The following is an 18184-nucleotide window of genomic DNA, read 5'->3' as shown; positions in this document are numbered from 1 at the left end:
CATGACGACATCAGCTCGACCCGTTCGTGCTGAGCGAAGTCGAAGCACATACCCGAGGCGATGCTCCCGCAACCTGCCCTTCGACGTCGCTCGGGGCGAACGGTGGTAGGTTAATCCGTTGTCATGCGACTCTAGGGGGCACCCAAGCGCGCCTCAATAAATCGCCGCGTTCATCCCCAACCCACCCGACCCACCGGCATGCGCCGCCACCGCGGCCGCGACCGCCTGGATCAGCTGCTGCCGCTCGCGGATCGGCCGTGTCGTGTCGCCGATCATCACCGCCAGCGCGTAGCGGCGACCGTCGGGCGCGGTGAGCAGGCCGACATCGTTGAACCCGGCATTGCGCCGTCCCAAATCCTGTCCCGTTCCCGTCTTGTGGCTGATCTTCCACCCCACCGGCAGCGCCGCGCGCAACCGCGCCCGCCCGGTGACGCTCGCGCCCATCGTGTCGAGCAGGATGCGCGTCGACGTCTCCGACAGCAATTCGCCGCGCGCCAGCCGCGCCAGCGCGTCGGCGATGGCGAGCGGGGCGGCGCCGTCGGGCGGATCGGCGGTGTAGCGGTCGAGCGCGGCGGCCCGCGCCTCCGCCGACAGCCGCGACCGCGCCGCCTCGAACGCACCGCCGAGCGAGAAGGCGGGCTGCCACGTCAGCCCGGCCGTTCCCGCCTGCAACGCCCGTTCGCCCGGACCGAAGCGGATGTCGCCCAGCCGCTTGGCCAGGATCATCCGCCGCACCGCCTCTGGACCCCCGACATAGGTCAGCAGCCGGTCGTTGGCGGTGTTGTCGCTCTGCGTCAGCGCGCGGGTCAGCAGGCCGCCGACGGTGGTGTCGAACCGGCCCGACTTGGCGACCAGATAGGCGATCGGCTGGTGAAACAGCGTCAGGTCGGCGGGCAGCACCGTGATCGGCTCGTCCAGCCGCGCGCGCCCCTGGTCGCGCAGGTCGAGCAGCGTCATCGCCACCCACAGCTTCGACACCGACTGCTGCGGCAGCCGCTGGCGCCCGCCCGCCTCCACCGTCCATCCCTCGTCGACCGCGCGGACCGCGGCGCCGGCCTTGCCGCCGAAATTGCCGAGCAGCTGCGACACGGTGGCCTGCAGCTGCGCGGGCGCCGGGTTGGCGGGGCGGATCACCGCCGGCACGGGGATCGACACCACCGCCTGCGGCTCCACCTCGGGCGCGCGGGCGCTGCTGCCGGGGCGCGATCCCGACCCGCAGGCGGCAAGCAGCGCGAGGGAACCGAGAAGAAGGCCGTCAAGCCCGCGATGTGCCATGGATTTCCGAACGCCCCGAACTTGCCGCACGATCCTTAACCGGCACCGTGGTCGACGGAACGGCACATCCCGCGGCATTGCGGCGAACCGCGGCTGACGCGCGCCGACCGGAGTCGCGCCGTCGCGTCGGTCAGGGAACCAGCACCGTGTCGGCCGCGTCCGGCCGCGTCTCCGGCCAGTCCAGCGTATAGTGCAGCCCGCGGCTCTCGTGCCGGTGCAGCGCCGACCGCACGATCAGGTCCGCGGTCTGGAGCAGGTTGCGCAGCTCGATTAGATCGGGGGTGACGCGGAAATGGCCGTAATAATCGGCCACTTCCTCGTTCAACAGCTGGATACGCCGCGCCGCGCGCTGGAGCCGCTTGGTGGTGCGGACGATGCCGACGTAATTCCACATGAACCGGCGGATCTCCGTCCAGTTCTGCTTGATGACCACTTCCTCGTCCGAATCGGCGACGCGGCTCTCGTCCCAGGCGCGGATCGGCGGGGGCGGGGGCAGCTCGTTCCAGCATTCTGCGATATGCGTGGCCGCCGCCTCTCCGAACACGAAACATTCCAGCAGCGAGTTGGACGCCAGCCGGTTGGCGCCGTGCAGCCCCGATTGCGTGCACTCGCCCGCCGCGTAGAGGCCGGGCAGGTCGGTGCGACCGTCGCGATCCACGACGATGCCGCCGCAGGTGTAATGCTGCGCGGGCACCACCGGGATCGGCTCGCGCGTCATGTCGATCCCCAGCCCCAGCAGCTTCTCGTGGATCGTGGGGAAATGCGCGCGCACGAAGTCGGCGGGCTGGTGGCTGATGTCGAGGTGGACGTAATCGAGCCCGTCGCGCTTGATCTCCGCGTCGATCGCCCGCGCCACCACGTCGCGCGGCGCCAGCTCGGCACGGGGATCGAGATCGGGCATGAAGCGGCTTCCCGTCCGGGGATTGAGCAGCCGTCCGCCCTCGCCGCGCACGGCCTCGGTGATGAGGAAGTTCTTGACCTCCAGATGGTACAGGCAGGTCGGGTGGAACTGCATGAATTCCATGTTCGACACGCGCGCCCCCGCCCGCCACGCCATCGCGATCCCGTCTCCCGTCGCACCCCGCGGCGCGGTGGAGAACAGGTAGGTCCGCCCCGCACCCCCCGTCGCCAGCACGGTCGCCCGCGCGGTATGCACGCCGACGCGTCCCGTGCGCCGGTCGAGCGCGTACACCCCCCACACGTGCCCCGCGCCCGAGTAACGCTCCTCGTGCCGCCCCGTGGCGAGGTCGATCGCCACCTGGTCGGGCACCAGCGTGATGTTGGGATGCGCCTCCGCCGCGCGCTGCAACGCTTCCTGCACCGCCCAGCCGGTGGCGTCGGCGACGTGCACGATCCGCCGGTGCGAATGCCCGCCCTCGCGCGTCAGGTGCAGCGCCCCCGCTTCCTCGGCGAAGGGCACCCCCAGCGCCTGCAACCGCGCGATCGCCGCGGGCGCGCGCTCGACCACGAACTCGACCATACCGCGGTCGTTCAGCCCCGCGCCCGCCACCATCGTGTCCTCGACGTGATGGTCGAACGTGTCGCCCGGCTCCAGCACCGCCGCGATCCCGCCCTGCGCCCAGGCGGTCGACCCCTCGTCCAGCGCGCCCTTGGCGAGCACGGTGACGCGGAACCGGTCGGCGAGGTTCACGGCGGCGGTGAGGCCCGCCGCGCCGGAGCCGATGATGAGGACGTCGGACGTGCTCACGCGGCTACCGACCGGCAGCCGAAACGATCCTGTAGCGGCGATCGGGAGCGGAGACAGGAAGGAGCAGCGGGTGACATGGCGATGCTCTGCCACAGCGATCTCCACTGGGACAGAGGCGTTCCCTGGTCGATTGTGGCTTATTCGCTTTCATCCACAAGGGCCTGTGGCTGGACAATCCTGCAGTGAGATCACTCGATCCACAATGATCTCCTGCCCCGACATTCCCATGTGACCGTAATTGCCAGGATACTTCGTCTTCCGCCCGATGAACTCGATGAACGCTGTTCTCACACCCTGCTGCCATTTGTGGCCAAGCTTGGTCCGATCGACGTCCAACCAGATTCTAGCGGCAATGGCCCGATCAGCTTCCTTTCTCCATTCGGGACTTTTCGGGCTACCACGCGGCCACTCAGGCGCCTTCGTTCCCTCCGGTATGAACTGCTGTCCTTCGAACGCGTCGATCCAAACGCCACGGTAGCGGCGTGCCGGCTCCATCTTGTAGCATTGTTCGGTAGGTAGCGATCCGATCGCGCCAGTAGCGGTACGATAGCTACAGGGTCCTTCTCGTATCAACCGACCATTGTACCGATAACAACCTTGCCCCACGTCGGTCTCGGCGCATGCCGTCGTGAGCAGGCGTGCGCGGTGCTGGTCTTCCGCGCGGGCAAACACTTCGGGTTTGGGGGAAGTAAACTGCGCGAGCGTGGGTTGACCGGTCGCCAAGGTCGCACAGCCCAGCGCCATACCAAGCCGAGTTCGTACCATGGCCGCTTCCCTCATGATGCCCCTGGTGACAGGCGCTTGCTCCGAAGGCACCTTATAGATGCGGCCGCTGATGCCAATATCGGTTTATCAGCGATCGTCTCCGCTGTCCTACAAGCGCTCGTTCTGGTATAAGGTCGCGACGAGATCACCCGCGCTCTTTCTCATTGCCGCACAATCGGAAACGATCGACGCGTTGCGTTTCGTTCCTGGGGTCAATGAGTCAAGCAACCGTGAACTTTCGCGCGGCTCACGCAATTTCCTGACTGAAGTTAGCCTGAACCTCCGCCGCCGGACCATCAGCTAATTCCCCGCCGACCCCCGCGTCAGGCTCAGGAACACGTCCTCCAAATCCGCCTCGCGGGTCGAGACATCGACGATCCCCAGCCCCTGCTCCTGCACCGCCGCCAGCACCTGGCCCGCATTCACCCGGTCCTTGGAATAGGTGATCTCCAGCACCCGGCCGCCTTTCAGCACGATCTTCTCGAAGCAGGGCGCGGTCGGCGCGGCGGTCAGGTCGCGGTCGACGGTGACCGCGACCACCTTCTCCTGCGCGCGGCCGACCAGTTCGCGCGTCGGCTCGTTGGCGACGACCCGGCCGTGGTTGATGATGGCGATGCGGTCGCACAATTGCTCCGCCTCCTCCAGGTAATGCGTCGTCAGCACCACCGTTACGCCGCCTTCGTTGAGCGCGCGGACATATTCCCACAATTGCTGGCGCAACTGGATGTCGACGCCGGCGGTCGGCTCGTCGAGCACCAGCACCGGCGGCGAGTGGACCATCGCCTTGGCCACCATCAGCCGCCGTTTCATCCCGCCCGACAGCGTTCGGGCATAGGCGTTGGCCTTGTCCTCCAGGTGCACCGCGCGCAGCAGTTCGAGCGATCGGCGCTGCTTCTTCGGCACGCCGTAGAGCCCGGCCTGGATCTCCAGCGTCTCGACGGGGGTAAAGAAGGGATCGAACAGGATCTCCTGGTTGACGATGCCGATCGACGCCTTGGCGTTCCTCGGATGCTGGTCGATGTCGAAGCCCCAGATCGACGCCGTGCCGCTGGTCTTGTTCACCAGCCCCGCCAGGATGTTGATGAGCGTCGACTTGCCCGCGCCGTTGGGGCCGAGCAGCCCGAAGATCTGGCCGCGCGGCACGTCGAACGTCACGCCGTCGAGTGCGCGCTTGGCCGTCCCGCCCTTCACGGCGTAGGTCTTGCACAGGCCCTGGATGGAGATGGCTGCTTCGGTCATGGGTTCGCGATAGGCTCCGGCTTGCCTCGCCACAATGCTCCTTGCTATTCACATGGCCATGCACCCGCCGCTCGAAGTCACCCGCACCGCGCAACCCCGCATCGCCTGCGACGGCGCGGCCGACATCCCCGGCGGCGCCGCGCTCGGCCACCCGCGCGTGTGGTTGCAGATCGACGAGCATGGATACGTGGACTGCGGCTATTGCGACCGGCGGTTCGTGCTGATCGGCGGCCCGGCCGACGGTGCGGATCAAACGACCCTGAAGGATTTCAGCGAAGGCGCGAGTCACTAAGCCGAACGCCCGGAAAACGGGCCGCCGATCGGCCGACGGGCGGACACCGCCCGTTCGACGTCACGGCTCCGCCGTGACGCCACCCGACCTCCTCCTCCTCCTCCTCACCGCCCCGGCGGAGGCCGGGGCCCAGTTGGGTGAGCGTGCATGATAGTCGCAACGCTTCTCAACGCCGTTCCGTAACTGGGCCCCGGCCTTCGCCGGGGTGGAAGGACGCCATAGGATACCGTCCCTCCTCGCCACCCCGCCCCGCAACTCCTATATCCTCTCCATGACCCAAGACCCGCGCCAGTTCCTCTACCGCGATCTCACCCCGGAGGCGGCGCAACGCCTAACCGCCGACGCGCTCGGCCGCGCCGACGACGGCGAGCTCTTCCTCCAGTACCGCCGATCGGAGGCGTTCGGTTTCGATGACGGCCGGCTGAAGACCGCCAGCTACGACACCGGCGCCGGTTTCGGCCTGCGCGCCGTGTCGGGTGAAACCACCGCTTTCGCGCACGCCAGCGACCTGACCGAGGCCGCCATCCGCCGCGCCGGCGAGACGATGGCGCTGATCGATCCCAGCGCCTCCGCCAAGGCACCGCCCCCGCGCGGCAACAACCGCCACCTCTACACCAACGCCGATCCGCTCGACCTGATCCCCTTCGCCGACAAGGTGGCGCTATGCCAGCAGGTCGACTCCGCCGCCCGTGCCCGCGACCCGCGCGTCGTGCAGGTGTCGGTGAACCTCTCGGGCAGCTGGACGGTGGTGGAGATCGTCCGCCCCGACGGCTTCGTCGCCACCGACGTGCGCCCGCTGGTCCGCTTCGGCGTACAGATCGTCGTCGAGCAGAACGGCCGGCGCGAGACCGGCAGCTTCGGTATCGGCGGCCGCTACCTCTACGACCGCCTGTTCGAACCCGCCACGTGGCAGCGCGGCATCGACGAGGCGCTGGCGCAGGCGCTCGTCAATTTGGAGGCGGTGGCCGCGCCCGCCGGCGAGATGACGGTGCTGCTCGGCCCCGGCTGGCCCGGCATCCTCCTCCACGAGGCGATCGGCCACGGGCTGGAGGGTGATTTCAACCGCAAGGGTACCAGCGCCTTCTCCGGCCGGATCGGCGACCGGGTGGCCGCGCCCGGCATCACCATCGTCGACGACGGCTCGCTGCCCGACCGGCGCGGCTCCTTGTCGATCGACGACGAGGGCACGCCAACGCGCGAGACCATCCTGATCGAGGACGGCATCCTCAAGGGCTATATGCAGGACCGCCTCAATGCGCGCCTGATGGGCGTGGCGGCGACCGGCAACGGCCGCCGTGAGAGCTACGCTCATGCCCCCATGCCGCGGATGACCAACACCTTCATGCGTGCCGGCCGCGACGATCCGGCTGAGCTGCTCGCCCGCGTCAAGAACGGCATCTTCGCCAAGTCGTTCGGCGGCGGCTCGGTCGATATCGTATCGGGCAAATTCGTCTTCTCCTGCACCGAGGCCTACCGGATCGAAGACGGCCGCCTGGGCGCGCCGATCAAGGGCGCGACACTGATCGGCGACGGCCCGACGGTGCTGACCAAGGTGCGCGGCATAGGCCACGACTTCGCGCTGGACGAAGGCATCGGCATGTGCGGCAAGGGCGGGCAGGGCGTCCCCGCGGGCGTGGGTCAGCCGACGCTGCTGGTCGACGGGCTGACGGTGGGCGGCACCGCCGCCTGATCGTCAGATACCGCTGACGAGCAGGTCGAGCGCGCCCTTGATCTCGTACTCGTATGCGGCGAGCGAGGCGAAAGGTGCCGACAGGGCGCGCCGTCTTACCGCGGAAATCAAGTGGGTCGCGAGAATGCGCTCCTCGCTCGCTATTTCGAGTCGCGGGTGTAGGCGGCGGACGGAGGCGGGTTGTTGATCGGAGGGAAGTAGCGGAACGATCACCGTCGTTTCGACGAGCGCCACAACATCGGCCTGAACGACGACAACCCATTCTCCGTCAGGCAATGTGCAAACGTCGAACTGCGCCATTACCAGGCACGGTACTTCTCGAGAGGCAGGCCGTTCTCCTCGACCCAACGATCCCAGCTTCGCAAAGCTTCCCGGTTTTCTTCTTGCCACTGTCGCGCGGCTTCAGCCTTGGCGGCGGTATGCAGCGCGGCTTCACTCACCTGCGACAGGTTGATGCCGTGCAAGCGGGCGTAATCGACTATGCCCGTATCGATCGACAGGTTGACCGGCTTGCGCTTGCCGGAACGGATCGGATCATGCTTCATGCGGATAGATTATGCGCATCATGTCGCGGGTCAAGCGTCAACCATTGCGCGACAATTGCGATCGTGGCGGCGACCGGCTTGTCACCCGACAGAACCAACGCCCGCTCATCGATCCCCAGCACCTCCAGCGTGGCCAACTGGCTGGCGAGCAGCGATCCCGGCATGAAATGGCCCCGCCGTTGCCCGAGCCGCTCGGCCAGCACCCGCTCGGGCGGCAGCAGCGCGACGATCCGCAGCGCTGGAGCCGCCGCGCGCAGCCGGTCGCGATAGGCGCGCTTCAACGCCGAGCAGGCGACCACGCCGTGCGGCCGCGCCGCCATCCACGTCGCGATCGCGTCGAGCCACGGCGCGCGGTCATCGTCGTCGAGCGGCACGCCCGCCGCCATCTTGGCGACGTTGGTGGTTGGGTGGAGGGAATCGCTTTCTAGGAATGGCGCGCCCTGACGCTTGGCCAGCGCGAGGCCGACGCTGCTCTTGCCCGACCCCGACACGCCCATCACCAGCACCATCATGGCGGAGCAAACGCGTTTCCCGAGCGCTTGGTCCCCATGGCACTCGTCGAACTGGCCCGATATTCGCGCAACGAGGCGCACATCGTCGTCGGCCGGCTGGAGGCGGAGGGCATTCCCGCCGTCGCCTTCGACGCGGGCAGCAGCATCGCCGACGGCAGTTGGCTGCTGATCCCGGTCCGCGTCATGGTCGACGAGGACGATATCGCCGAGGCCAGGACGATCGTCGCTGCCTGAAAAACGGGCAGGGCATCCGCAGCTGCCCGGTTAGGACGCGCTCGCCGAGCCATCCACGTGTGCATCGTTCCCTGAACCGCGACTGGCACGCCGATTGCGAAGCCCGTTTGGCATCAACAGCCAAGAGGGTGCGGGATGAAGCTGGTCATCGCGGTCATCAAGCCGTTCAAGCTCGACGAGGTACGCGAAGCGCTCACCACGCTCGGCGTCACGGGCATGACGGTCACCGAGGTCAAGGGGTTCGGCCGGCAGAAGGGCCAGACCGAGATCTACCGCGGCGCCGAGTACAGCACCAACATGGTGCCCAAGATCAAGGTGGAGGTCGCCTGCGCCACCGCGCTCGCCCCCCGGGTCGTGGAGGCGATCCAGCAAGCGGCCAACACCGGCGCGATCGGCGACGGCAAGATCTTCGTGCTCGACGTCGGCGAGGCGGTGCGCATCCGCACCGGCGAGACCGACGAGGCGGCACTCTGACGATGGGAAATCCGATGAACAACGCGATCAAGATCGCGGCCGGCCTCGGCCTGGCCGGCCTGCTGGCGGCCGCGCCTGCCTGGGCACAGGACGCCGCGGCGCTGCAGGCGCCCGCCACCGCACCCGTCGCGGCCACCGTCGACAAGGGCGACACCGCCTGGATGATGACGTCCACCGTCCTCGTCCTCCTGATGATCCTGCCCGGCCTAGCGCTGTTCTACGGCGGCCTCGTCCGCGGCAAGAACATGCTGGCGACGATGACGCAGATCGGTGCGGCGGCGGCGCTTGCCATGCTGATCTGGGTGATGTGGGGCTACACGCTCGCCTTCGGGCCGGACGTGTCGTCGGGTTTCCTGTCGCAGTTCGTCGGCAGCCTCGACAAGGCGTTCCTCGCCGGGGTGACGCCCGCCAGCCAGGCGGCGACCTTCACCGCCGGCGTCGAGATCCCCGAATATGTCTTCGTCAGCTTCCAGATGACGTTCGCGGCGATCACCGTCGCGCTGGTGCTGGGATCGGTGGTCGAGCGGATCACCTTCTCCGCCGTCATGGTCTTCGCCGCCGTGTGGCTGACGATCGTCTATTTCCCCATCGCGCACATGGTGTGGGCGTCGTCGGGTCTGTTCTTCAAGCTCGGCGCGCTCGACTTCGCGGGCGGCACGGTGGTCCACGTCAACGCCGGCGTCGCCGCGCTGGTCGCCGCGCTGATCCTGGGGCCGCGCCTCGGCTACCCGCGCGAGCCGATGCCGCCGCACTCGCTGACGCTGACCGGCGTCGGCACCGGCCTGCTCTGGGTCGGCTGGTTCGGCTTCAACGCGGGTTCCGCGCTGGAGGCGAACGGATCGGCCGGTCTCGCCATGATCAACACCTTCGTCGCCACGGCGGCCGGCGGCCTCGCCTGGATGGTCGTGGAGCGGGTGCGCGGGCACAAGGGATCGGCGCTCGGCTTCTGCTCGGGCATCGTCGCCGGGCTGGTCGCGGTGACGCCGGCGGCGGGCAATTCCGGCCCGTTCGGCGCGATCGTGCTCGGCATCGTCGCCTCGATCGTCTGCTTCTTCGCGGTGTCGGTGGTGAAGCCCAAGCTCGGCTACGACGACTCGCTCGACGCGTTCGGCATCCACGGCGTCGGCGGCATGGTCGGCGCGATCGGCACGGCGGTGGTCTACGCGCCCTCGCTCGGCGGACCGGGCGCCGCGGATTACGAGATGGGCGCCAAGCTCCTCGTCCAGCTCGGCGCGGTCGGCACGACCATCGTCTGGTCGGGTATCGGCACCGCCGTCGCCATGTTCGTCGCCAAGGCGGTCACCGGTCTGCGGCCGAGCCGGGAAGCCGAATACGAGGGCCTCGACCTCTCCGACCACGGCGAGCGCGCCTACAACTGATCGGGTGCGGGGGTACGACCCCGCGCCCCACCGATGTTCCTCCTGCGGACATACCTGGCCCGGTACGGCGACGTACCGGGTCCTTTCTGGTGCGCACGCGGGCGCCGCCGCTACTCCGCCGCGACCAGCCCCTCGTCCACGTCGGCCTCGTCCTCCGCGTCGGCGCCGGCATCGAGCCGCGCCTCGTCGGCGGCGAGCGCGTCGGCATCCGCGCTGGTGATCCCGAACCGAGCCGCCACGTCGGGCGCGAAGCGGAGCAGGTCGGGGCGCAGGCGCAGCAGGCTCAGGTCCTTCGACTTGCCTTCCATCATCACGTCGAACTCGAGGCCCTCGGCCATCCGCATGAAGGTCGCAAACTCGAACGGGTTGGTGAAGTCGGCGTGACCGGTCCAGATCGGCGGGCGCAGCACCGTCTTGACGCGCGCGGTGGCCTTGACCGGCGCCTTCAACAGCTCGCCCTTTCGGGCGCGGCCCTTGCCCGCCTTGGCCGCCTCGCGCTGCTTGGGCGTGATCTTCTGCTTGATCTCGCGCAGCTCCGTGCGGGGGGAGGAGAAATGGATCTTCGGCCGCACGCCTTCGGGCCAAGTGGCGAGGAAGCGTTCCAGCACGTCGCGCATGTCCAGCCGCTCGGGGTTCAGGCACCACATATGCTGGTAATCGAAGACGCAGCGTACCCCCGTGCGCTCATGAATCCACAGCACGTCCGCCGCCGAGAAGCGGATGTCGTCATTCTCCAGCACCAATCGGCGCCGGACATGCTCGGGGCATTGTTCCCACCCCTCGATCCAGCGCGCGCGGCTCGCCTCATGATCGTCGTACACGCCGCCGACGTGCGTAATCATCACCGCTTCCGGACCCAGCTCCATCCGGTCGAGCATCTCCGCCTGGCTCGACAGGTCCCAGATGCTCTTCTTGGTCAATTCCGGATTGGGGGCGTTGAGCAGCACGTACTGCGACGGGTGGAACGACAGGCGAATGTCGTACTCCTTCGCCTTCGCGCCGAACGCGCGCAGTTCCGCATCGCTGTCCGCCACCATGGAGTGGAACTGGGGCATGTCGGGATGCGTGGCGTAAGGCGCGATGTCCGACGACAGCCGATACATGTCGAGCCGCTCCGACTTCAGATAGTCGAGCACCCGGTCGAGCAACTCCAGCGAGCATTTGAGGTGCGGGTTCTTCTGCCAGCGGCGCGTGTCCTGCGACTTCAGGTCGGGGCGGCCCATCACCTTGACGGGAAAGCCCAGGCGAAGCGGGCGCGAGATGTCGGTCATAAAGCTACCTGTTGTTCGGGAAAGCCGAGGCCGGCGACGAAGCTGTTCCAGTCGGCCAGGCGCAGCGCGCCGCCGGTCGCCTGCGCGTGGCCGTTGCCGTAGCGCCCGTCGGCGCCGGCGGGCCGATGCTCGGCGAGGAAGGCGATCAGGTCGCGCCCGGTGGCGGAGCGTGCGGCGAAATGGACCCAGCCGTCACGATAGCCCTTGTTGGCGGCGATCACGACCTTGTCCTTCAGCCGCCCGCGCCACTGTTGCGCGACGAGCGGGTGGACCTGCGCGCCCGTGGAAAAGGCGATCAGCGCCACGTCGCCGACGACGCGCGGTGCCACCCGCTTGGCCATGTCCATCGCCTCCTTCACCTCGGCACGCGCGTCGCGCAGCGCCTGCGCGTCGGCGCCCTCGCTTTTGGTGATCGCCTTGGGCCCGTCGCTTTCCAGCAGCAGGCGGAGCGCGGGCGAGGCGTCGGCGGCGGCGGTGCGGCGCGGCGCGTTGACCAGCACCGTCGCATCCTTCAGCGCCGTCTTGCCCCAGCGGCCCTGCGCCGCGACGAGCTCGGGCCAGCCCTCGTCCGCCATGTCGCCGATCAATCCGAGCGCGGCGAGCCACAGCAGGTCGTCCTGGTCCCCGAGCCCCGTCGCCGCCCACCAGGCGAGGAGCGCGCTGGTCGGCTCGGGATCGAGGCCGTTGCCGCTGATCGTCACCGCGCCATCCGGCAGGCCGGTCGGCAGATGGTGGTCGATCACGACGGTGGCCACGCCCGGCAGCACCGGCTCGCCCCGCGTGCCGAGGTCGGCGACGATCAGCAGTGCCGGTGCCTCGGCGGCGAGCCGCGCGCGTACCGCCTCGTCCCACGGCGTCTCGCCCTTGCCGACGATGCTGGGGCGCGCGTCGCGACCGGCTGCGCGCAGCGCCCGGACGAGGATCGCCGCGGCGGCGAGCCCGTCGGCATCGAAGTGCGACAGCACGACCACCGGCCCGTCCGCCGCCTCCACCGCGTGGGCGAACGCGGCGGCGGCGGTGGCGCGCGGGTCGGCGGCGTCGGCGAGTATTCCGATCATGGCGGGGTCAACGAAGCCGAGCGCTCCCGGCTCCCGGCTCGCGCCCCGAGACGCAACCGTCTGGAAAGACGATGATCCACGTTAATATGTTTGGAACCGTTGCATATCGGCACGCGCTTTCCGCTGCGACAGCCAGGAGGATCGAATGCCCTTCGACAACCCGCAGAGCGACGACGCGCCGCTCGACACTTCGAAACGCCGCGGCGTCGGTGCGGAGGCGGCCGCGCAGCTCCCCGACGGCAAGGGTGATACCGTGGTCGCCAACACGGTGACGATCGCCAGGCCGGTCGCCGACGTGTTCGCCCATTTCCGCGACTTCAACAATCTGCCGGGCTTCATGGAGAATGTCGACCGGATCGACGTGCTCGACTCGACCCGCTCGCACTGGGTCGTCAAGGCACCGGCCGGCCGCACGGTGGAATGGGACGCGCGCATCACCGAGGAGCAGCGCGACCGCTCGATCGCCTGGACCAGCGAGGAGGGGGCCGACGTCGCCAATTCCGGCCGGATCGAATTCAGGGACGCCGGCCCGCGCGGCACCATCGTGACACTGACCATCGTCTACGACCCGCCCGGCGGCGTCATCGGCCAGTTCTTCGCCAAGCTGTTCCAGCGCGAGCCCAAAATCCAGGCGCGCCGCGACCTGCGCCGCTTCAAGCAGCTGATGGAAACCGGCGAAGTCGCGACGCCCGCGATGAATCCCAAGCAATTCGAGGAGATGGGACTGTGAAGGCACTGGCCTGGCACGGCAAGCACGACGTCCGCATCGACAACGTGCCCGATCCCGAGATCGTCAACCCGCGCGACTGCATCATCAAGGTGACCTCGACCGCGATCTGCGGCTCGGACCTCCACCTCTACGACGCGTACATCCCGACGCTCCAGAAGGGCGACATCCTGGGCCATGAGTTCATGGGCGAGGTGGTCGAGGTCGGGCCGAAATCGACGCTCAAGAAGGGCCAGCGCGTGGTGGTGCCGTTCACCATCTCGTGCGGCAGTTGCTACCATTGCAACAAGCACCAGTATTCGGCCTGCCCCAACGGCCTGCCCGCCGACAATCAGGACCTGGGCATGGAGCTGTACGGCACCGAGATGGCGGGGCTGTTCGGCTATTCCCACCTGACCGGCGGCTATGCTGGCGGACAGGCGGAGTACGTCCGTGTGCCGTTCAGCGACGTCGGCCCGATCGTCATCCCCGACGGCGTGGAGGACGACAAGGTGTTGTTCCTCTCCGACATCCTGCCGACCGGCTGGCAGGCAGCGGAGTACGCGCAGATCGAGCCTGGCGATACGGTGGCGGTCTGGGGCTGCGGCCCGGTCGGGCTGTTCGCGGTCCAGTCGGCGTTCCTGCAAGGGGCCGAGCGCGTCATTGCGATCGACCATTTCCCGCACCGGCTGGAGCTGGCGAAGAAGTTCGGCGCCGAGACGATCAACTTCGAGGAGACCGCGACCTACGAGGCGCTGATGGAGATGACCGGTGGGATCGGTCCCGACGCGGTGATCGACGCGGTGGGCCTGGAGGCGCACGGCCTGTTCGTCGACAACGTCGTCGACCAGGTGAAGGCGTCGCTGTTCCTCGGCACCGATCGCCCGCACTCGATCCGCCAGGCGATCATCGCCTGCCGCAAGGGCGGGCGCGTGTCGATGCCGGCGGTGTACGGCGGCTTCGTCGACAAATTCCCGCTCGGCGCGTTCATGGAGAAGGGACTGACGCTCAAGACCGGTCAGACGCACGTCCAGCACTATATGCCCGCGCTGCTCAACGCGATCATGGAAGACAAGATCGATACCGAGTTCATGATCTCGCACCGCCTGCCGCTCAGCGAAGCGCCCAAGGGGTACGACCTGTTCAAGAACAACCAGAACGAATGCACCAAGGTCGTGCTGAAGCCCGGCCTGGATCGCTGATGATCCGTCTCCACCACCCCCGTTCGCCCTGAGGAGAGGCTGAGCGAAGTCGAAGCCTCGTCTCGAAGGGTATGTGCTTCGAGATGGCGCTTCGACTTCGCTCAGCGCCTCCTCAGCACGAACGGGTTGGGGGTGAGATCGCCTAATCTAGGAGAGAATAATGCCCAACAAACTCGCGATCGTCACCGGCGCCTCGACCGGGATCGGATTCGAGCTCGCCACGCTCGCCGCCAAGGACGGCTACGACGTCATCGTCGTCGCCAACGAGCCGCTGATCGATGCCGCCGCCCAGGACTTCAAGCAGTTCGGTACGCAGGTCACGTCGGTGGAGGCGGATCTCGCCACGCTGGAAGGCGTCGACACGCTGCTCGCGGCGACGAACGGCCGCCCGGTCGACGTGCTCTGCGCCAACGCCGGCAAGGGCCTCGGCCACGCCTTTCTCGACCAGCGCGTCGAGGACTGGCGCCGCGTGATCGACACCAACATCACCGGCACGATCTACCTCCTCCAGAAGGTGTTGAAGGAGATGGTGGCGCGGGGCGAGGGCAAGGTGCTGGTGACCGGCTCGATCGCCGGATACCTGCCGGGCTCGTTCCAGGCGGTGTACAATTCCACCAAGTCGTTCGTCGATTACTTCACCGACGCGATCCGCGACGAGATCAAGGAGACGAAGGGCGTCACCATCACGACGCTGAAGCCAGGGCCCGTGGATACGGAGTTCTTCGCGCGCGGCGACATGCTCGACACCTCGGTCGGCGATCCCGAGAGCGACAGCCGCCGCGACCCGGCGCTCGTCGCCAAGGACGGCTGGGACGCGATGAACCGCGGCGACGAGTCGATCTTCTCAGGCCTGTCGGTGAAGGTGCAGGGGATGCTCGCCAACGTGCTGCCGGCGAAGGTGCTGGCGGCGATGCACCGCAACATGGCCGAGCCGGGCACGGCGAAGGGGTGAGGCACCCGCCCATCCTCCCCTGCAAGGGGAGGTGGCATGCCGCAGGCATGACGGAAGGGTGTCACCGACGGCTTGGGTCCGAACGACGATCAGCGGCAACACCCCTCCACCAGCTTCGCTGGTCCCCCTCCCCTTACAGGGGAGGAATGCCGTTACTCCGACTTGCCGAGCGGCGCATACCCGGCAAAGGTGTGCGCCGCTTAGCTTTTCGGGACAAACCGCCATGCGCCGTCGTGACTTCATCGCCGCCATCCCTGCCGCGACGCTCGCACCCGCCGCGCTGGCACAGACCGGCAAGGTCGGTCAGCAGGGCGCGCCTGCCGAGGGGCAGGGCGGCGCGCCGCAGCCCGCGAGCGCCGCCGCCAAGCCCCTGCCGCAACGCTGGGCCGCCGGCGAGGATCGCTTCGTCCGCCCCGACGTGCATGCCGGCGACCGCCCGGTCGGTGCCAGTTTCGCGTCGCGCACCGCCGTCTACGGCCTGTCGGGTGCCGCCGGCAGCGCCCACCCGCTCGCCACGCAGGCGGGGATCGACATCCTGCGCGCCGGCGGCTCGGCGGTCGATGCGGCGATCGCGATCAACGCGTGTCTCGGCCTGCTGGAGCCGACATCGAGCGGCATCGGCGGCGACGCCTACGCGATGATCTGGGACCCGAAGGCCGCCAAGGTCGTTGGCATGGCGTCGTCGGGCGCGTCCCCGCGCGGTCTCGATCTCGCCGCCGTGCGCGCCCGCGCCAAGAACGGCGCGTTACCCGCGCTCGGCGCCGTCACCGTCTCGGTACCGGGCGCCGTGGCGTCGTGGGGTGCGATGCACGCGCGCTACGGCAAGCTGCCGTGGAAGGCGCTGTTCGAGCCCGCGATCCGCCACGCGGAAACAGGCGCGCCGGTGCCCGACATCATCGCCTACTATATCCGCCGCTCGCTCGCCGCCTTCCGGCGCCCGAACAACGGCATCGAGGAGGTCGCGAACGCGCTCCGCACCTACGGCCTGGCGGACGGCAAGGGGCCGGCGGCGGGGCAGGTATTCCGCAATCCCGATCTCGCGCGCACCTACCGCGCGATCGCGAACGGAGGCGCCAAGGCGTTCTACGAAGGTGACCTTGCGCGGGTGATGGACCGCTATTTCAAGCGGATCGGCGGCTGGCTGCGCTACGAGGACCTTGCCGCGCACCGGGCGGAGTGGATCGAGCCCAACCGTACCGATTACCGCGGCACCACCGTCCACGCGCTCGCCGCCAATACGCAAGGGTTGGCGACCTTGCAGATGCTCAACATCCTCGAACGCTTCGACCTGTCGGGTGCCGGCTTCCTGTCGCCGCTGTCGATCCACCTCCAGGCCGAGGCCAAGCGCCTCGCCTATGAGGACCGCGCCCGCTACTATGCCGATCCCAAGTTCGCGCGCGTGCCCGTCGAGTGGCTGATCTCGAAGGAATATGCCGCCGAGCGGGCGAAGCTGATCCGCCCCGACCGGTTGATGACGCAGGTCAGCCCGGGCCAGGCGCCGAGCCGCGGCGACACCACCTATTTCAGCTGCGCCGACCAGGACGGCATGATGGTGTCGATGATCCAGTCCAACTTCCGCGGCATGGGTTCCGGGTTGGTGGCGGACGGGCTCGGTTTCATGTTCCAGGACCGCGGCCAGCTCTTCTCGCTGAAGGACGGTCACCCCAACATCTACGCGCCCGGCAAGCGCCCTTTCCAGACGATCATCCCCGGCTTCGCGACTAGGAACGGCCGGCCCTGGATGAGCTTCGGCGTGATGGGCGGCGACATGCAGCCGCAGGGGCAGGTGCAGATCGTCACCGACCGCGTCGATTACGGCCTGGAGATCCAGTCGGCGGGCGATGCGCCGCGCTGGCATCATGAGGGCTCGTCGCAGTCGATGGGGGAGGACGCGCCCAACCTCGGCCCCACGGGGCTGCTGCGGCTGGAGAGCGGCGTGCCGGACGCGACGCGCGCGAAGCTGGCCGAGATCGGCTGGCGGATCGGCGACCCCGACGGCGGTTTCGGCCGCTACCAGTGCGTCGAGCACCGCATGGACGGCGCCACCCGCGTCTACGCCGCCGCCAGCGAGATGCGGGCGGACGGGTGCGCGATGGCGTACTGAAGCCCCTCTACATCGCGCGGCACGCCTCGACGTGCCGCGCGATCAGCGCCGCCACCGCGTCCGGGGCCTCCAGCGGCGGCAGGTGCGCGGCGCCGGGCACCACCTCAACGGTCGCATCGACATAGTGCGGCACGTTGAGGCGCCGCTGCGCCGCCTCGCCCAGGTCGCCGTCCTTCGCTCCCGCGACGATCAGCGCGGGGTAAGGGAGCACGCCGGCCGCCTCGCGCATATCCTCGCGGCTGCCATGCTCCAGCCACGCCCGCCAGGCGCGGCGGCTCGACCGGCGCGCCTCGGCCACCGCGGTGGCGAACACCGGCACCGGCAGCCGCGCGGCGCTGTTCGCGTCGACGTAGCGCCGCGCGTCCGCGTCGGCGATCGGCCCGTCGGCCACCCAGCCGATCATCCGGTCGCGCCGGCCCTCCTCGATCGGCTCGGGCGAGGGCGGCGAGGCCGCGAGGAGGACGACGCCCGCCAGGCTCGCCAGCGCCGGGTCGGTCACCGCCGTGCGTGCGAGCAGCGTCGCGACCTTGCCGCCCATCGAGTGGCCGACCACCATCCACCGCGCCGGCGCGCGTGCCGCGACGACGCCCGCGACGTGGTCAACCATCGCGGCGACCGAATAGCCCTCGACGCCGACCGCCTGGCCGAAGCCGGGCAGGTCCACCGCGATCGTCTCCACCTCGGGCAGGCGTTCCCGAACCAGGTCGAACGACCGGGCGCTGCCGCCGAGCGCGTGACGGAGGAAGACGACCGTTCGCTCGCTGATCCGCATCGCGAT

The 18184-nt window shown here is 68.7% G+C and carries 19 protein-coding genes; 10 read left to right on the top strand and 9 right to left on the bottom strand.

What is annotated here, in order from left to right:
* Positions 1-153: 153 nt before the first annotated feature.
* Complete coding sequence (locus BM145_RS04640) at positions 154-1275, bottom strand: serine hydrolase (RefSeq protein ID WP_093331922.1); 1122 nt, start codon at positions 1273-1275, stop codon at positions 154-156.
* 130 nt (positions 1276-1405) lie between these two features.
* Positions 1406-2983 carry an L-aspartate oxidase gene (nadB, locus tag BM145_RS04635; protein WP_093331920.1) on the bottom strand — a complete coding sequence of 526 codons (1578 nt, stop codon included), beginning with the start codon at positions 2981-2983 and terminating at the stop codon, positions 1406-1408.
* An 823-nt stretch (positions 2984-3806) separates the two neighbouring features.
* Here nadB and BM145_RS15590 point away from each other — a divergent pair.
* Entirely contained in the window at positions 3807-4052 is a 246-nt protein-coding gene (locus BM145_RS15590; protein WP_143090104.1) for a hypothetical protein, read from the top strand.
* Here the strand turns inward: BM145_RS15590 and BM145_RS04630 are convergent.
* Positions 4049-4987 (bottom strand): ABC transporter ATP-binding protein, encoded by a 939-nt coding sequence (locus tag BM145_RS04630; RefSeq protein ID WP_093331918.1) that lies wholly within the window; start codon positions 4985-4987, stop codon positions 4049-4051. The two genes, BM145_RS15590 and BM145_RS04630, sit on opposite strands and share 4 nt — an antisense overlap.
* Positions 4988-5045: 58 nt before the next feature.
* On the opposite strand from BM145_RS04630, the gene BM145_RS04625 reads away from it, so the two are divergent.
* Both BM145_RS04625 and tldD read left to right on the top strand, forming a co-directional pair.
* Entirely contained in the window at positions 5046-5279 is a 234-nt protein-coding gene (locus tag BM145_RS04625) for a zinc-finger domain-containing protein (RefSeq protein ID WP_093332396.1), read from the top strand.
* A 271-nt stretch (positions 5280-5550) separates the two neighbouring features.
* Positions 5551-6969 (top strand): metalloprotease TldD, encoded by a 1419-nt coding sequence (gene tldD, locus BM145_RS04620; protein ID WP_093331916.1) that lies wholly within the window; start codon positions 5551-5553, stop codon positions 6967-6969.
* A gap of 3 nt (positions 6970-6972) precedes the next feature.
* On the opposite strand, the gene BM145_RS04615 is transcribed toward tldD, so the two are convergent.
* The 3 genes from BM145_RS04615 to BM145_RS04605 are packed head-to-tail and all read right to left on the bottom strand — an operon-like array spanning position 6973 to position 8026.
* A complete protein-coding gene (locus BM145_RS04615) occupies positions 6973-7269 on the bottom strand; it encodes a CcdB family protein (RefSeq protein ID WP_093331913.1) in 297 nt (98 codons plus the stop codon).
* Positions 7269-7514, bottom strand: coding sequence for a type II toxin-antitoxin system CcdA family antitoxin (locus BM145_RS04610; protein ID WP_093331910.1), 246 nt, complete (start codon positions 7512-7514; stop codon positions 7269-7271). The genes BM145_RS04615 and BM145_RS04610 overlap by 1 nt, the downstream gene beginning before the upstream one ends.
* A complete protein-coding gene (locus tag BM145_RS04605; protein WP_093331908.1) occupies positions 7511-8026 on the bottom strand; it encodes a gluconokinase in 516 nt (171 codons plus the stop codon). The genes BM145_RS04610 and BM145_RS04605 overlap by 4 nt, the downstream gene beginning before the upstream one ends.
* 36 nt (positions 8027-8062) lie before the next feature.
* On the opposite strand from BM145_RS04605, the gene BM145_RS04600 reads away from it, so the two are divergent.
* From BM145_RS04600 to BM145_RS04590, 3 genes are all read left to right on the top strand, one after another.
* On the top strand, positions 8063-8260 hold the full coding sequence (locus tag BM145_RS04600) for a putative signal transducing protein (protein ID WP_093331905.1): 198 nt from the start codon (positions 8063-8065) through the stop codon (positions 8258-8260).
* Positions 8261-8395: 135 nt separating this feature from the next.
* Positions 8396-8734, top strand: coding sequence for a P-II family nitrogen regulator (locus BM145_RS04595; RefSeq protein ID WP_093331903.1), 339 nt, complete (start codon positions 8396-8398; stop codon positions 8732-8734).
* 14 nt (positions 8735-8748) lie between these two features.
* On the top strand, positions 8749-10113 hold the full coding sequence (locus BM145_RS04590; RefSeq protein WP_093332393.1) for an ammonium transporter: 1365 nt from the start codon (positions 8749-8751) through the stop codon (positions 10111-10113).
* A 110-nt stretch (positions 10114-10223) separates the two neighbouring features.
* Here the strand turns inward: BM145_RS04590 and uvsE are convergent, their stop codons facing one another.
* Together uvsE and BM145_RS04580 are read right to left on the bottom strand one after the other, a co-directional pair.
* A complete protein-coding gene (uvsE, locus tag BM145_RS04585; RefSeq protein WP_093331900.1) occupies positions 10224-11384 on the bottom strand; it encodes a UV DNA damage repair endonuclease UvsE in 1161 nt (386 codons plus the stop codon).
* On the bottom strand, positions 11381-12442 hold the full coding sequence (locus BM145_RS04580; RefSeq protein ID WP_093331898.1) for a DHH family phosphoesterase: 1062 nt from the start codon (positions 12440-12442) through the stop codon (positions 11381-11383). The genes uvsE and BM145_RS04580 overlap by 4 nt, the downstream gene beginning before the upstream one ends.
* A gap of 145 nt (positions 12443-12587) precedes the next feature.
* Here BM145_RS04580 and BM145_RS04575 point away from each other — a divergent pair, with 145 nt between their 5' ends.
* The 4 genes from BM145_RS04575 to BM145_RS04560 all read left to right on the top strand — a co-directional run bounded on the left by BM145_RS04575 (position 12588) and on the right by BM145_RS04560 (position 17406).
* Positions 12588-13172, top strand: coding sequence for an SRPBCC family protein (locus BM145_RS04575; protein ID WP_093331896.1), 585 nt, complete (start codon positions 12588-12590; stop codon positions 13170-13172).
* A complete protein-coding gene (locus BM145_RS04570) occupies positions 13169-14350 on the top strand; it encodes a zinc-dependent alcohol dehydrogenase (RefSeq protein ID WP_093331893.1) in 1182 nt (393 codons plus the stop codon). The genes BM145_RS04575 and BM145_RS04570 overlap by 4 nt, the downstream gene beginning before the upstream one ends.
* Positions 14351-14510: 160 nt before the next feature.
* Positions 14511-15302: an SDR family NAD(P)-dependent oxidoreductase gene (locus BM145_RS04565; protein ID WP_093331890.1), complete on the top strand. Its 792-nt coding sequence runs from the start codon at positions 14511-14513 to the stop codon at positions 15300-15302.
* Between the two features lie 223 nt (positions 15303-15525).
* Complete coding sequence (locus BM145_RS04560) at positions 15526-17406, top strand: gamma-glutamyltransferase family protein (RefSeq protein WP_093331888.1); 1881 nt, start codon at positions 15526-15528, stop codon at positions 17404-17406.
* A gap of 7 nt (positions 17407-17413) precedes the next feature.
* On the opposite strand, the gene BM145_RS04555 is transcribed toward BM145_RS04560, so the two are convergent.
* Complete coding sequence (locus BM145_RS04555; protein WP_093331885.1) at positions 17414-18178, bottom strand: alpha/beta fold hydrolase; 765 nt, start codon at positions 18176-18178, stop codon at positions 17414-17416.
* Positions 18179-18184: the final 6 nt, after the last annotated feature.

Origin of the sequence: Sphingomonas rubra (assembly GCF_900115745.1) — a bacterium.
Taxonomy (GTDB): Bacteria; Pseudomonadota; Alphaproteobacteria; order Sphingomonadales; family Sphingomonadaceae; genus Sphingomonas; species Sphingomonas rubra.
The sequence above is the reverse complement of the archived record's forward strand: the minus strand, read 5'-3'. Positions and strand labels throughout refer to the sequence as shown.